15 protein-coding genes and 1 tRNA gene are annotated in these 11,938 nt (G+C 70.1%); 14 read left to right on the forward strand and 2 right to left on the reverse strand.

Features of this window, described 5'->3' with window-relative positions:
• Window positions 1-25 precede the first annotated feature (25 nt).
• Genes ASG76_RS09285 through ASG76_RS09295 form a run of 3 tightly spaced genes read left to right on the forward strand, consistent with a single transcriptional unit; the run spans window position 26 to window position 1,858 of the window.
• On the forward strand, window positions 26-430 hold the full coding sequence (locus ASG76_RS09285; protein WP_056602160.1) for an FAS1-like dehydratase domain-containing protein: 405 nt from the start codon (window positions 26-28) through the stop codon (window positions 428-430).
• The gene (locus ASG76_RS09290; RefSeq protein WP_056602161.1) at window positions 427-816 is read left to right on the forward strand and encodes a MaoC/PaaZ C-terminal domain-containing protein; all 390 of its coding nucleotides are present in this window, start codon (window positions 427-429) and stop codon (window positions 814-816) included. Before ASG76_RS09285 ends, ASG76_RS09290 begins: the two co-directional genes overlap by 4 nt.
• A complete protein-coding gene (locus ASG76_RS09295) occupies window positions 809-1,858 on the forward strand; it encodes a UDP-N-acetylmuramate dehydrogenase (protein WP_056602162.1) in 1,050 nt (349 codons plus the stop codon). The genes ASG76_RS09290 and ASG76_RS09295 overlap by 8 nt, the downstream gene beginning before the upstream one ends.
• Here ASG76_RS09295 and ASG76_RS09300 read toward each other — a convergent pair.
• Complete coding sequence (locus ASG76_RS09300; RefSeq protein ID WP_157559033.1) at window positions 1,855-2,883, reverse strand: adenosine deaminase; 1,029 nt, start codon at window positions 2,881-2,883, stop codon at window positions 1,855-1,857. The genes ASG76_RS09295 and ASG76_RS09300 overlap by 4 nt on opposite strands.
• A 113-nt stretch (window positions 2,884-2,996) precedes the next feature.
• On the opposite strand from ASG76_RS09300, the gene ASG76_RS09305 reads away from it, so the two are divergent.
• From ASG76_RS09305 to ASG76_RS09330, 6 genes are all read left to right on the forward strand, one after another.
• Window positions 2,997-3,069 (forward strand) — tRNA-Trp (locus ASG76_RS09305).
• A 41-nt stretch (window positions 3,070-3,110) separates the two neighbouring features.
• Window positions 3,111-3,368 (forward strand): preprotein translocase subunit SecE, encoded by a 258-nt coding sequence (gene secE, locus ASG76_RS09310; RefSeq protein ID WP_162254102.1) that lies wholly within the window; start codon window positions 3,111-3,113, stop codon window positions 3,366-3,368.
• 107 nt (window positions 3,369-3,475) lie between these two features.
• A complete protein-coding gene (nusG, locus tag ASG76_RS09315; protein WP_200948111.1) occupies window positions 3,476-4,309 on the forward strand; it encodes a transcription termination/antitermination protein NusG in 834 nt (277 codons plus the stop codon).
• A gap of 103 nt (window positions 4,310-4,412) precedes the next feature.
• The gene (rplK, locus tag ASG76_RS09320; RefSeq protein ID WP_056602165.1) at window positions 4,413-4,841 is read left to right on the forward strand and encodes a 50S ribosomal protein L11; all 429 of its coding nucleotides are present in this window, start codon (window positions 4,413-4,415) and stop codon (window positions 4,839-4,841) included.
• 62 nt (window positions 4,842-4,903) lie between these two features.
• Window positions 4,904-5,626, forward strand: coding sequence for a 50S ribosomal protein L1 (gene rplA, locus ASG76_RS09325; RefSeq protein WP_056602166.1), 723 nt, complete (start codon window positions 4,904-4,906; stop codon window positions 5,624-5,626).
• A 178-nt stretch (window positions 5,627-5,804) separates the two neighbouring features.
• Window positions 5,805-6,677 carry a hypothetical protein gene (locus tag ASG76_RS09330; protein ID WP_056602167.1) on the forward strand — a complete coding sequence of 291 codons (873 nt, stop codon included), beginning with the start codon at window positions 5,805-5,807 and terminating at the stop codon, window positions 6,675-6,677.
• 60 nt (window positions 6,678-6,737) lie between these two features.
• On the opposite strand, the gene ASG76_RS09335 is transcribed toward ASG76_RS09330, so the two are convergent.
• On the reverse strand, window positions 6,738-7,673 hold the full coding sequence (locus ASG76_RS09335) for a DnaB-like helicase C-terminal domain-containing protein (protein ID WP_056602168.1): 936 nt from the start codon (window positions 7,671-7,673) through the stop codon (window positions 6,738-6,740).
• A 340-nt stretch (window positions 7,674-8,013) separates the two neighbouring features.
• On the opposite strand from ASG76_RS09335, the gene rplJ reads away from it, so the two are divergent.
• The 5 genes from rplJ (at window position 8,014) to ASG76_RS09360 (ending at window position 11,938) form a co-directional block, all read left to right on the forward strand.
• The gene (gene rplJ / locus ASG76_RS09340) at window positions 8,014-8,673 is read left to right on the forward strand and encodes a 50S ribosomal protein L10 (RefSeq protein WP_056602169.1); all 660 of its coding nucleotides are present in this window, start codon (window positions 8,014-8,016) and stop codon (window positions 8,671-8,673) included.
• 78 nt (window positions 8,674-8,751) lie between these two features.
• Complete coding sequence (rplL, locus tag ASG76_RS09345) at window positions 8,752-9,144, forward strand: 50S ribosomal protein L7/L12 (RefSeq protein WP_056602170.1); 393 nt, start codon at window positions 8,752-8,754, stop codon at window positions 9,142-9,144.
• 218 nt (window positions 9,145-9,362) lie between these two features.
• A complete protein-coding gene (locus tag ASG76_RS09350; RefSeq protein WP_056602171.1) occupies window positions 9,363-10,319 on the forward strand; it encodes an ABC transporter ATP-binding protein in 957 nt (318 codons plus the stop codon).
• An 18-nt stretch (window positions 10,320-10,337) separates the two neighbouring features.
• Complete coding sequence (locus tag ASG76_RS09355; RefSeq protein WP_157559050.1) at window positions 10,338-11,111, forward strand: MlaE family ABC transporter permease; 774 nt, start codon at window positions 10,338-10,340, stop codon at window positions 11,109-11,111.
• Window positions 11,112-11,113: 2 nt separating this feature from the next.
• Complete coding sequence (locus ASG76_RS09360) at window positions 11,114-11,938, forward strand: MlaE family ABC transporter permease (protein WP_082587377.1); 825 nt, start codon at window positions 11,114-11,116, stop codon at window positions 11,936-11,938.

Below are 11,938 nucleotides of genomic sequence, written 5' to 3' on the forward strand. Positions count from 1 at the left end.
TCGTCGTGTGTTCTAGGGTCGTGACATGCCTGTCGACCCCTCCCTGGTGGGGCGCGAGTTCCCCGCGCCGGCACCCCTGACCGTCACCCCCGAGCGTGTCGGCGCCTTCGCGTCGGCCGTCGGCCACCCCGGCCAGGACGTCCCGCCGACCTTCCCGATCGTGCTGGCCTTCGACGCCATGCAGGCCTTCCTCGACGCCGAGCAGATCGACCTGCACCGCATCGTGCACGGCGAGCAGCGCTTCGCCTACGCCCGCCCGCTCGTGCCCGGCGACGAGCTCTCCGCCACGCTCACCGTCACCGGCCTGCGCCAGATCGGTGGTGCCGACATCATCGCGACCACCAGCGAGATCACCGACGCGACCGGCGCGGTCGTCTGCACCGGCAAGGCCACGCTCGTCCACTCGTCCGCGACGGAGGCCGCCCGATGAACCCCGGAGACACGCTCGAGCCGAAGAGCTTCACCGTCACCCGCGCCGACCTCGTGGCCTACGCCGACGCGAGCGGCGACCACAACCCGATCCACCAGGACGAGGAGGTCGCGCGCAGCGTCGGGCTGCCGGGCGTCATCGCCCACGGCATGTACACCCTGGCCCTGGTCGGCCGCGCCGTCGCGGAGTGGACCGGCGGCGCCGAGGTCGTCGACCTCGGCGCGAAGTTCACCAGTCCCGTCGTGGTGCCGGCCGAGGGTGGCGCGGAGGTCGTGGTCGGCGGCACTGTGAAGTCCGTCGCCGACGGCCTGGCCACCCTCGCCCTCGAGGTCACCTGCGAGGGCCGCAAGGTCCTCGGCATGCCGAAGGCAGTCGTGCGTGCCTGACCTGCGCGACCACACCACCCTGCGGCTCGGAGGGCCTGCCGCGCGCTGGGTCCGGGCAGCCACCGAGGCCGAGCTCGTCGACGCCGTCCGCGCCGCCGACGAGCGCTCCGAGCCCCTGCTCGTGCTGGGCGGCGGCTCCAACCTGGTCGTCTCCGACGCCGGCTTCCCCGGCACGGTCGTCGAGGTCGCGACGCGTGGCATCTCCGCCGACGTCGACGACTCCGGCGACCCGTCGTGCTCGGGCGCGACCGTGACCGTCGCCGCGGGGGAGTCCTGGGACGACCTGGTGGCCCACGCGGTGGAGCGGGGCTGGGGCGGCATCGAGGCCCTGTCGGGGATCCCCGGCTCGGTCGGCGCCACCCCGATCCAGAACGTCGGGGCCTACGGCCAGGAGGTCGCCGACACCATCGCCCGCGTGCGGGTCTGGGACCGCGTCCTGGGTGGGGTGCGCAGCTTCGCCGCCAGCGAGTGCGCCTTCGGCTACCGCACCAGCCGCTTCAAGGCCGACCCCGGCCGCCACGTCGTCCTCGACGTCACCTTCCAGCTCGGCCAGGCCAGCCTCGCCGCCCCGGTGCACTACGCCGAGCTGGCTCGCGTGCTGGGCGTCGAGGTGGGGCAGCGCGCCCCGCTGGGCGACGTACGCGCTGCGGTGCTCGGGCTGCGGGCCCGCAAGGGCATGGTGCTCGACGGCGGCGACCACGACACGTGGAGCGCGGGGTCGTTCTTCACCAACCCGTTCCTCACCCCGGAGCAGGCGGCGGCGCTCCCGTCCGACGCGCCGCGCTGGGAGCAGCCCGACGGCACCGTGAAGTCGAGCGCCGCGTGGCTCATCGAGCGCTCCGGCTTCACCAAGGGCCACACCAGCCCCGTCGCGGGGGAGCGGGTGGGACTGTCGACCAAGCACACCCTCGCCCTGACCAACCGTGGCGGCGCCACCACCGAGGAGCTGCTCACGCTGGCCCGCGAGGTCCGCGACGGCGTGCGCGAGCGCTTCGGCGTCACCCTCGTCAACGAGCCGGTGACGGTGGGCTGCTCGCTCTAGGCCAGCCAGGCAGCGATGTCGGCCCTCGCCGCGGCCACCACGTCGGACGGCGCACGGGAGGCCTCGAACGACATCTCGGCCAGCCGGGCGAGGGTCGCGTCGTCGAGGTCGTGGGCGGCGCGCATCGTGGCGTACTGGCCGGCGAGGCGCGAGCCGAAGAGCAGCGGGTCGTCGGAGCCGAGCGCCACCGTGGCCCCGGCGGCCAGCAGCTGCGGCAGCGGGACGGACGTGAGGTCGGAGTAGACCCCGAGGGAGACGTTGGAGACCGGGCAGACCTCGAGGGCGACGCCGGCCGACACGATGCGGTCGAGCAGCGCCGGGTCCTCCGCGCTCCGTACGCCGTGCCCGAGCCGCTGGGCGCCGAGCACGTCCAGGCAGGTCCGGACGTGGTCGGGGCCGCGCAGCTCGCCGCCGTGCGGCACCAACGTCAGCCCGGCGCGCTCCGCGATGCCGAAGGCGCCGGCGAAGTCCTCGGTGCGCCCGCGCCGCTCGTCGTTGGACAGCCCGAAGCCCACCACCCCGCGGTCGGCGTACTGCGCCGCCAGCCGCGCCAGGGTGCGGGCGTCGAGCGGGTGCCGGGTGCGGTTGGCGGCGATCACCACGCCGATGCCGAGCCCGGTGCGCTCGGACGCGTCGCGCACGCAGTCGAGCACCAGGTCGGTGAAGTCGGTGATCCCGCCGAAGCGCGCGGCATAGCCGCTGGGGTCGACCTGGATCTCCAGCCACCGCCCGCCGTCGCGCACGTCGTCCTCGGCCGCCTCGAGCACCAGGCGGCGTACGTCGTCGGGCGTGCGCAGCACCGAGCGCGCCACGTCGTAGAGGCGCTGGAAGCGGAACCAGCCCTTCTCGTCGGCCGCGCTGAGCAGGGGCGGCCAGTCCTCGACCAGCGAGTCGGGCAGCGCGACGCCGTCGCGCTCGGCGAGCTCGAGGAGGGTCTGGTGGCGCATCGACCCGGTGAAGTGCAGGTGCAGGTGGGCCTTCGGTAGCCGGGAGACGTCACGCGGTCGCTGAGCCTCACCCTGCATGGCCCGCATCGTAGGCGGGCCGGTTCGACGCAGGGTGGATCGGCCCCGTATGCTTCCCGATTGGTGGTTTCGCCACATGCTTCGGCATGCCCCTGAATGGGGTGGACCACCGGAGGGCACTAGCTCAACTGGCAGAGCATCGGTCTCCAAAACCGAAGGTTGGGGGTTCAAGTCCCTCGTGCCCTGCGAGGAAACACTGCACAGCAACAACGATGAAGGTGGGAAACGTGGCCGACGGCAACGCGGTTCAGGACCGGCGCGACTCGCGCGGCGACGACCGTGGGCGCACCAGCCCCGTCACGTTCATGCGGCAGGTGGTGGCCGAGCTCCGCAAGGTGGTGTGGCCGACCCAGCAGCAGCTCATCACCTACTTCTTCGTGGTGCTGGTCTTCGTCATCGCCGTGATGGCCCTGGTGACGGTGCTCGACCTGGCCTTCGGAAAGCTGGTCTTCGAGATCTTCAGCGGTGGCACCAGCACCCAGTGACCCGCGGCCCGGCGCACCCGAGCAGCGAACCCGCCGCTCCTGACCCCGCCGGGCCAGTCCCGGACCGGTCCCGGACCGGACCCCAGCAACGACGTACGGAGTAATACGTGTCTGAGAACAATGACGTGGACCAGGTCGACGACCAGGTCGAGTCGCTCGACGAGGCGACCCCGAAGGACGCCACCGAGGACGCCGTCGACGTCGAGGACGTGACCGACGAGTCCGCTGACGACAGCGACGACGAGACCGCCGCCGAGCTCGAGGGCGACGAGCCCGACGACGCCGAGGAGGAGGCGTCCGACGAGGCCGCTGCCGACTCCGACGACCCGCTCGAGGCCTTCCGCCGCGAGCTGTGGGCCAAGCCGGGCGACTGGTTCGTCGTGCACACCTACTCCGGCATGGAGAAGCGGGTCAAGCACAACCTCGAGAACCGCATCATCTCGCTCAACATGGAGGACTACATCCACGAGATCGTGGTCCCCACCGAGGAGGTCGCGGAGATCAAGAACGGCCAGCGCAAGATGGTCACCCGCACCGTCCTCCCCGGCTACGTCCTCGTCCGCATGGACCTCACCGACGAGTCCTGGTCGGCCGTGCGCCACACGCCGTCGGTGACCGGCTTCGTCGGCCACAGCCACCAGCCCGTCCCGCTCAGCATGAGCGAGGTCGAGGACATGCTGGCCCCCGCCGTCGTGCACGCCGCCGAGGCCGAGGCTGCCGCCTCGGGCGAGAAGGGCGCCAGCACCACGCCGCGCAAGCCGGTCGAGGTCGCGGACTTCGATGTCTCCGACTCCGTCATGGTGGTCGACGGCCCGTTCGCCACGCTCCACGCGACGATCACCGAGATCAACGCCGAGTCCCAGCGCGTCAAGGCCCTCGTCGAGATCTTCGGCCGCGAGACGCCGGTCGAGCTCAGCTTCAGCCAGATCCAGAAGGTCTGACGATTTCCGTCAGCCCGCCACGCGGGCTGACAATGCAGTAGCGACATCCCGTGGCAGAGGGCGAGTGCCCTCGTCGTGACCACAAGAGAGAAAGAAGAAGGCAATGCCTCCCAAGAAGAAGATCGCCGCACTCGTCAAGGTGCAGCTGCAGGCCGGTTCGGCCACCCCGGCCCCGCCGGTCGGTACGGCGCTCGGCCCGCACGGCGTCAACATCATGGACTTCTGCAAGGCCTACAACGCCCAGACCGAGTCCATGCGCGGCAACGTGATCCCCGTCGAGATCACCATCTACGAGGACCGCACGTTCGACTTCATCACCAAGACCCCGCCGGCCGCCGAGCTCATCAAGAAGGCTGCCGGTCTCTCCAAGGGCTCCGGCGTCCCGCACAAGGAGAAGGTCGGCAAGCTGACCAAGGACCAGGTCCGCGAGATCGCGACCACCAAGCTGCCCGACCTCAACGCCAACGACATCGACGCGGCCATGAAGATCGTCGAGGGCACTGCGCGCTCGATGGGCATCACGACCGACTGACACGTGGGAGAGCCGCGCTGGCTCGCTAACCACATCCTTCGCACCAGAGAAACGAGAAGACAATGCAGCGCAGCAAGACCTACCGCGCGGCGGCAGAGGCGTTCGACCAGGACGAGCTCTACGCCCCGCTGGCCGCCATCAAGATCGCCAAGGGCGGCTCGAAGAAGAAGTTCGACGAGACCCTGGACGTCGTCATGCGTCTCGGCGTCGACCCCCGCAAGGCCGACCAGATGGTCCGCGGCACCGTGAACCTGCCCCACGGCACCGGCAAGACCGCCCGCGTCCTGGTGTTCGCCAACGCCGACAAGGCCGACGCCGCCCGTGAGGCCGGCGCCGAGTTCGTCGGTGGCGACGAGCTCATCGAGAAGGTCGCCGGCGGCTGGCTCGACTTCGACGCCGTCGTCGCGACGCCCGACATGATGGGCAAGGTCGGCCGCCTCGGTCGCGTCCTCGGCCCGCGCTCGCTCATGCCGAACCCGAAGACCGGCACCGTGACCCCCGACGTGGCCAAGGCCGTGACGGACATCAAGGGCGGCAAGATCGAGTTCCGCGTGGACCGCCACGCCAACCTGCACTTCATCATCGGCAAGGCGTCCTTCTCCGAGGTCCAGCTCGCGGAGAACTACGCCGCCGCCCTCGAGGAGGTGCTGCGTCTCAAGCCGGCCAGCTCCAAGGGCCGCTACATCAAGAAGATCACCGTCTCCACGACGATGGGCCCCGGCATCCAGGTCGACCCCAACCGCATCAAGAACGTGGCGTCCGAGGACGAGGCCGCCCAGGCCTGATCCTCGCCTCCTCGCACGAGCCGTGTCGGCCCGGTCGCCCTTCGGGGCGGCCGGGCCGATCTGCTTGCCGGCCGTTCCGTTTCGGTGTGGAAGCATCGGGTAGGAACCTCCCGAGCCCCGCTCCGCCCGGGCCGCCCGCTCGACCTCGTTCTCGCACTCGTCCGTGTCAGGAGACACCATGCGCCTCACGCCCCTTGCCCGCCGCCTCGGCTCCGCCGCCCTGGTGCTGACGATCGGCGTGGGGGTCTCCGCGTGCAGCGACGACTCCTCCGCGGAGTCGGCGTCCGACTCCTCCTCCGACTCCACCTCCGACTCCATCTCGGACTCCTCCGCCGACTCGGGCAGCTCGTCGGACGAGTCAGGCGGAGAGGCCGAGGCTGACGCCCCGGCCGAGCTCTCGGCCGAGGACTTCTACCCCGAGGTGATGGCCGCGATGCAGGACGCGGAGACCTTCAACTTCACGACCGTCTCCAGCTCGGCCGGCCAGTCGCAGACGATGACCGGGCAGGCGCGCTTCAGCGACGACGGCATCGAGATGAAGGCGTCCAGCGAGGGCCCCCAGGCGATGGAGCTGGTGCTGCTCGGCCAGGCGATGTACATGAAGTCGCCCGAGCTCGGCACCGGTGACAAGTGGCTCAAGATCGACCTGAGCGACCCCGACTCGCTCTTCGGCATGATCGGCAAGGCGACCGACCCCGAGGTCATGTTCAAGGCCCTGGAGGCCCCGAAGAAGCTCGAGCTCGTGGGTGCGGAGGACGTCGACGGCGTCGCGACCAACCACTACCGGATCACCGTCGACCCGACGAAGTACGTCGAGGCGATGGAGTTCCCGGCCGCGATGGCCGACATGCTCCCCAAGGAGCTCGTCACCGAGATGTGGGTCGACGCCGACAACCTGCCGCGCAAGTTCGCCCAGACCATGGAGGTCCCCGCGGTCGGCGGTGGCAAGCCCACCACGTCCACCACCGAGGGCACCTACTCCGACTTCGGCACCGACGTCGAGATCGAGGCGCCCCCGAGCAGCCAGGTCACCCAGCAGCCCGGCATGTGACGTCCTGCCTCCCGCACGCGGTAGTGCGCGCCCACCGGGTGCGTACGGCCGCGTCGTGCGTCACTCGCGGAAGATGCGCTCGTCGATCAGCTGCTCCTTGACCTCGCTGCCCTCGTGCTCGTAGCGGCCCTGGTCGAAGCGGGTCTTGAACTGCAGCACCACACCGTCGCGCCCGAAGCGGTTCTTCTCCACCGTGAGGACCGCGAAGTCGCGGAACCGTTCGGCGTTGCTGAGGTCGTAGGTGAGGTGGTGGCGCGCGACGATGTCGAACTTGTTGTTGAGCACCAGCACGACGTCCGCCTCGTACGCCAGTGCGCTCGAGCCGCGCAGGTCGCTGGCGCGCATCCGCTTGCCGGAGCGCAGCGCCGCCTTCTCGGCCGCGGCGATCGCGAGCACCGGGGCGTTGATGTCGATGGCGAGGTCCTTGAGGCCCTCGACGACCTCGGTGGAGCTGGCCTCGTCGTCGGGGTGCTCGGTCTTGACCTTCTGCAGGTAGTCGACGATCACCAGCGGGGTGGTGCCCGACAGCTCGCGGACCGCCTCGATGGCGTTCTGGATGGCCGCGAGGTCGGTGCGGGTGCCGGTCGAGCGGTGCACGAAGAGCATCTCGGAGTACTGCGAGACCCGGGTCAGCGCCTCGACGCCGCACGGGACCGACTCGAGGCGGTGCTCGAGCGAGCTGACCCAGAGGTCGTCGAAGATCGACCGGATGCTGTTGACCCGCACCTGGTCGGAGTCGTCGAGCTCGCCGGCCTCCATGGCGATGAGCTTCTGGGTGATGTCCTCGGCGTCGTGCTCGTAGGAGAAGAAGATCACCGGGCGGCCGGTGGCGGCGTTGTTGCGCGCGACCTGCAGGGCGAACGTCGACTTGCCGAGGCCCTGCGGCCCGGCCAGCAGGACGAGCGAGCCGGCCCGCATGCCTCCGCCGATCAGCGGGTCGAGACCGACGAAGCCGGTCTTCCACACGCGGCCGGCGGCGTTGCGTCCGGTGAGCATGCGTTCGTCGCTTCTGGCCAGCGAGGCCCCGACTGTCGTGAGCTGGTGATCCACGCGACCATGGAACCAGCGATGGGACCGCGTCGGCAGGAGATTGCGGTGTTTGCCCCGCCTCCGTCGCCGATTTGTCTGCTCGGCGCAGCGCGGCGTACTGTCTGACCTCGAAACCAGAGACCGCAGGTTGTCACGAGCTCCTCGCCCGTGACCGAAGGTCCGCAGCAGCGGGCGGCCGGCGCAGGTGTCAGAGCAGCGGCCTCGCCGCCTTCACGCCCTGAGCCTGTGCTCAGGGCGTTCGTCGTCTGTGGGCCGGACGCCGGTGGTCAACCCCGGAAGGAGACCCATGGCGCGGCCAGAAAAGACTGCCGCCGTCGCAGAGATCGTTGACTCGTTCAACGGCTCCGCCGGCGCTGTGCTGACCGAGTACCGCGGGCTCACCGTGAAGCAGCTGCAGGACCTGCGGCGCTCCCTCGGCGAGAACGCCAACTACGCCGTGGTCAAGAACACGCTCGCCAAGATCGCCGCCACTGAGGTGGGGATCGAAGGCTTCGACGACCTGCTGACCGGCCCCACCGCCATCGCCTTCATCAATGGAGACGTGGTCGAGGCCGCCAAGGGTCTGCGTGACTTTGCCAAGGCAAACCCCGCTCTTGTCATCAAGGGCGGTGTCCTGGACGGCAAGTCCCTCGACGCTGCCGAGGTCGCCAAGCTGGCTGACCTCGAGTCGCGCGATGTGCTCCTGGGCAAGATGGCGGGCGCGATGCTCGCCAGCCTCTCCCAGGCCGTCTACCTGCTCAACGCCCCGATCGCCCAGGCCGCCCGTCTCGCGGGTGCGCTGCAGGCCAAGGCCGAGCAGGACCCCTCGATCCTCGCAGGTGGTGCCGCCACGCCGGCCGCTGCCGAGGACGCCCCGGCGGAGGAGGCCCCCTCGTCCGAGGAGGCCGCCGAGCCCGAGGCGACCGACGAGGCAGCCGACACGGCCGCCGAGTCCACCGACGCCTGACCGGGCCGACGTACACCACCTGAAACCCCGGCGCCCCGCACACAGGCGGGCGCGCCACACATGGAAAGGTTTGCCACCATGGCGAAGCTCAGCACCGACGAGCTCCTTGACGCCTTCAAGGAGATGACCCTGATCGAGCTCTCTGAGTTCGTGAAGCAGTTCGAGGACACCTTCGGCGTGACCGCCGCCGCCCCCGTCGCCGTGGCCGCCGCCCCGGCCGCCGGTGGTGCCGCTGGTGGCGCCGACGCCGCCGAGGAGAAGACCGACTTCGAGGTCGTCCTCGAGGCCGCCGGCGACAAGAAGATCAACGTCATCAAGGAGGTGCGCGCCCTGACCTCCCTCGGTCTGAAGGAGGCCAAGGACCTCGTCGAGGCCGCCCCCAAGACGATCCTCGAGAACGTTGACAAGGCTGCGGCCGACAAGGCGAAGGAGGCCCTCGAGGCCGCCGGCGCCACCGTCACCGTCAAGTGACCCACTGACGGCGGCGGGCCCTCGCGGGTCCGTCACCGTCGACCGCCCAGGGCGGTCACTCCTTCCCAGGGGTGACCGCCCTGTGGCATTTGGACGCTCACCCGAGACCCGCTGACCGCACTCCGTGACGAGCGTCTCGCCAGGGCGTAACCTCGCGCGCAGTCCTGCGTTGGACTACTCGGTAGTAGCGCGACGGGGAGGAAAGGGGTCCGGCTGACATGGGTGTCGAGATCAAGGTCGACGACCTCTCCAAGTCGTTCGGCAAGCAGCTCATCTGGGGCGACGTGACGCTCACCGTGCCCGCGGGCGAGATCTGCGTGATGCTCGGCCCCTCCGGCACGGGCAAGTCGGTCTTCCTCAAGACCCTCATCGGCCTGCTCAAGCCCGACAAGGGCTCGATCATCATCGAGGGCACCGACATCGCAAGCTGCTCCGAGCGCGACCTCTACGAGATCCGCAAGCTGTTCGGCGTGCTGTTCCAGGACGGCGCGATGTTCGGCTCGATGAACCTCTACGACAACGTCGCCTTCCCGCTGCGCGAGCACACCCGCAAGTCGGAGTCGGAGGTGCGCGACATCGTCATGGAGAAGATGGACCTCGTCGGCCTCCTCGGCGCCGAGGACAAGCTCCCGGGCGAGATCTCGGGCGGCATGCGCAAGCGCGCCGGCCTGGCGCGCGCGCTGGTCCTCGACCCGGAGATCGTGCTGTTCGACGAGCCCGACTCCGGCCTCGACCCGGTGCGTACGGCGTTCCTGAACCAGCTGATCGTCGACCTCAACGCCCAGATCGACGCCACCTTCCTGATCGTCACCCACGACATCAACACCGCGCGCACCGTGCCCGACAACATCGGCCTGCTCTACCACCGCCACCTCGCGATGTTCGGTCCCCGTGAGCAGCTGCTCAGCTCCGAGGAGCCGGTCGTGCGCCAGTTCCTCAACGCCCAGCGGGTCGGCCCGATCGGCATGTCCGAGGAGAAGGACGCCGACGAGCTCGCCGCCGAGGCCGGCCAGGAGCTGCCCCCGCTGCCGCCCATCCCGCTCCAGCTCGACCCGTCCAACGGCATCCCGCGACGCAGCCAGCGACCCGCGGGGGAGTGGTGCCGCGAGCACGGGATCACCCCGCCGCCGGGCTCGTTCGAGTCGAGCAACGCCGGCCTGGCTCCGGGAGCCTGAGGACCTGTGGCCACCTCCATGTCCTCGCGCGCGCTGGCGCCCATCGGGGTCGCGGGCAACCTGTTCGCCTTCGCCCTCGACGTGGGCCGCGGGCTGTTCCGCCGCCCCTTCCAGCTGCGTGAGTTCATCCAGCAGGCGTGGTTCATCGCGTCCGTGACGATCGTGCCCACCGCGCTGGTCGCCATCCCGTTCGGCGCCGTCATCGCGCTGCAGGTCGGCGGGCTCATCAAACAGTTCGGCGCCCAGTCGTTCACCGGCTCCGCCTCGGTCCTGGCCGTCATCCAGCAGGCCGCCCCCATCGGCACCGCGCTGCTCATCGCGGGCGCGGGCGGGTCGGCGATCGCCGCCGACCTCGGCGCGCGCAAGATCCGCGAGGAGCTCGACGCGATGATGGTGCTGGGCATCGACCCCATCCAGCGCCTGGTGGTGCCACGGGTCCTGGCCTGCATGCTCGTCGCGTTCTTCCTCAACGGCATGGTGAGCGTCGTCGGCGTCGCCGGCGGCTACGTCTTCAACGTGATCCTCCAGGACGGCACGCCGGGTGCCTACCTCGCCAGCTTCACCGCGCTCGCCCAGCTCCCCGACCTGTGGGTCGGGCTCATCAAGGCGCTGATCTTTGGCCTGATCGCGGCGATCGTGGCGTCCTACAAGGGGATGAACGCCAACGGGGGCCCGAAGGGCGTGGGTGACGCGGTGAACGAGTCGGTCGTCATCACGTTCCTGCTGCTCTTCGTGGCCAACTTCGTCCTGAGCATGATCTACCTCCAGATCATCCCGCCGAAGGGCGGATGACCATGGCGCTCAAGGACGTCTACGCCAAGCCCCTGGCCTCCCTCGACAACCTCGGCGGCCAGCTCGCCTTCCACATCGGGGTGCTCCGCGCGGTGCCGCGCTCGGTGCGGCGCTACCCGCGCGAGATCATGCGCATCCTCGCCGAGGTCACCCTCGGCACCGGCGCGCTCGCGGTGATCGGCGGCACCGTCGGCGTCATCATCGGCATGACCTTCTTCACCGGCGCCCAGGTCGGGCTCTCGGGCTACGCCGCGCTCAACCAGCTCGGCACCGCGGCGTTCGCCGGCTTCGTGTCGGCGTACTTCAACACCCGCGAGATCGCGCCCCTGGTCGCAGGCATCGCGCTCGCGGCCACCGTGGGCTGCGGGTTCACCGCCCAGCTGGGCGCGATGCGGATCTCCGAGGAGGTCGACGCGCTCGAGGTGATGGCGATCCCGTCGATGCCGTTCCTGGTCGCCACCCGCGTGGTCGGGGGCCTGATCGCGATCATCCCGCTCTACGTCGTCGGCCTGCTGTCGTCGTACTTCGCCAGCCGCCTCGTCGTCACCCAGATCTACGGCCAGTCGTCGGGCACCTACGACCACTACTTCAACGCGTTCCTGCCGCCGGGCGACGTGCTGTGGTCCTTCGGCAAGGTGCTCGTCTTCGCCGTCACGGTCATCCTCATCCACTGCTACCACGGCTACAACGCCTCGGGCGGTCCCGCCGGGGTGGGCGTCGCCGTGGGCCGGGCGGTGCGCACCAGCATCGTCGCGATCAACGTGCTCGACCTGCTGCTGTCCATGGCGATCTGGGGCGCGGCCACGACCGTGCGGCTGGCCGGGTGA

The organism is Nocardioides sp. Soil774 (assembly GCF_001428125.1).
Taxonomy (GTDB): domain Bacteria; phylum Actinomycetota; class Actinomycetes; order Propionibacteriales; family Nocardioidaceae; genus Nocardioides.

Bases quoted from the DNA above. Each gene is read 5' to 3' on its own strand.
- ASG76_RS09285 (WP_056602160.1), top strand. From the start codon at position 26: ATGCCTGTCGACCCCTCCCTGGTGGGGCGCGAGTTCCCCGCGCCGGCA.
- ASG76_RS09290 (WP_056602161.1), top strand. From the start codon at position 427: ATGAACCCCGGAGACACGCTCGAGCCGAAGAGCTTCACCGTCACCCGC.
- ASG76_RS09300 (WP_157559033.1), bottom strand. From the start codon at position 2,883: ATGCAGGGTGAGGCTCAGCGACCGCGTGACGTCTCCCGGCTACCGAAG.
- rplK (WP_056602165.1), top strand. From the start codon at position 4,413: ATGCCTCCCAAGAAGAAGATCGCCGCACTCGTCAAGGTGCAGCTGCAG.
- rplA (WP_056602166.1), top strand. From the start codon at position 4,904: ATGCAGCGCAGCAAGACCTACCGCGCGGCGGCAGAGGCGTTCGACCAG.
- ASG76_RS09330 (WP_056602167.1), top strand. From the start codon at position 5,805: ATGCGCCTCACGCCCCTTGCCCGCCGCCTCGGCTCCGCCGCCCTGGTG.
- ASG76_RS09335 (WP_056602168.1), bottom strand. From the start codon at position 7,673: ATGCTCACCGGACGCAACGCCGCCGGCCGCGTGTGGAAGACCGGCTTC.
- rplJ (WP_056602169.1), top strand. From the start codon at position 8,014: ATGGCGCGGCCAGAAAAGACTGCCGCCGTCGCAGAGATCGTTGACTCG.
- rplL (WP_056602170.1), top strand. From the start codon at position 8,752: ATGGCGAAGCTCAGCACCGACGAGCTCCTTGACGCCTTCAAGGAGATG.
- ASG76_RS09350 (WP_056602171.1), top strand. From the start codon at position 9,363: ATGGGTGTCGAGATCAAGGTCGACGACCTCTCCAAGTCGTTCGGCAAG.
- ASG76_RS09355 (WP_157559050.1), top strand. From the start codon at position 10,338: ATGTCCTCGCGCGCGCTGGCGCCCATCGGGGTCGCGGGCAACCTGTTC.
- ASG76_RS09360 (WP_082587377.1), top strand. From the start codon at position 11,114: ATGGCGCTCAAGGACGTCTACGCCAAGCCCCTGGCCTCCCTCGACAAC.